Annotated in this window: 1 protein-coding gene; it reads right to left on the reverse strand. The window is 64.0% G+C overall.

Going from position 1 to position 1,081, the window contains the following annotated elements; translation table 11 throughout:
- Positions 1 to 17 precede the first annotated feature (17 nt).
- Positions 18 to 977 (reverse strand): IS481 family transposase, encoded by a 960-nt coding sequence (locus tag AWB89_RS22630; protein WP_085176669.1) that lies wholly within the window; start codon positions 975 to 977, stop codon positions 18 to 20.
- Positions 978 to 1,081 lie beyond the last annotated feature (104 nt).

The following is a 1,081-nucleotide window of genomic DNA, read 5'->3' on the forward strand; positions in this document are numbered from 1 at the left end:
CTAGCTGTACTCGGTCATCAGGTTGGTCGCAGTCGGCTGATCGGGGGTCGTCCTGCGAGTGCGCTGTGGCGTCGTCGAGTGTTGTAGAGCTCAAGCCAGGGTGCAAGGGCGCAAGCCCGCTCGGTGTTGGAGGCGAAGACCTGGTGGTAGGCCCATTCGGTTTGCAGGGTGCGGTTGAACCTTTCGACCTTGCCGTTTTGCCATGGGCAGTGTGGCTTGATGAACTTGTGCGTAGCTCCCAGGTGGGCGATAGCGGTGGCCACCTGGGTCGATCGGCGATAACTGAAGTGGTTGTCGGTGATCACTCGCTCGATACGCGAAATACCGTGTGCGGCAAAGTAGGCGGCAGCTCGGGTGATAAAGCCCGCGCAGGTGGGACCCTTCTCGTCGGGCAGGATCTCTGAGTACGCCAGCCGACTGTGGTCATCGACCATCGAATGGATGAAGTCATAGCCGATGCCACGGCCACGGACTTCTTCGCTGCGCCCATGGGCTCGCCACCCGCCACCGTCAGGGATGCGGCCGAGCTTTTTGACATCGACGTGCACCAATTCACCAGGACGAGCCCGCTCGTAGCGCACCGCGGTGGTCTTCGACGCCTTGATCAGCACGCCGGTCATCGGGTCGCAGTCGCGCAGATAGGGTTCGCCGCGCCGGCGCAGGATGCGCCCCACGGTGCGGGCCGGGATGCCCAGCTCAGGTCCCAGCCAGTCCTGGCCTCGGCGGTGGGCGCGGCGAGCCGCTATGACCTGCTGCTCAACTTCGGGGGCCGTGCGCCGCGGTGAACGGTGCGGACGCGAGCAGCGATCCTGCAATCCAGACTCGCCTTCCGCGGCATGGCGGCTGACCCAGGTATGCACGCACTTACGCGAGATCCCCATCGCTTGCGCGATCTGGGCCTGCTTCCACCCGGCCTTATGGCGCTGCACGATCAGCAGTCGACCCTGAAACGTCGTACGGGCATTACGGTGAGACACGAGAACCTCCGGACGGTGATGGGCCTTAGACAAGCCACACCCCACCCGGGGGTTCTCCTCACATCAAGCCGACACGCCTGCTACCAACGTCCTGACCGAGTACA

It is taken from the genome of Mycobacterium paraense, from assembly GCF_002101815.1.
Lineage (GTDB): Bacteria > Actinomycetota > Actinomycetes > Mycobacteriales > Mycobacteriaceae > Mycobacterium > Mycobacterium paraense.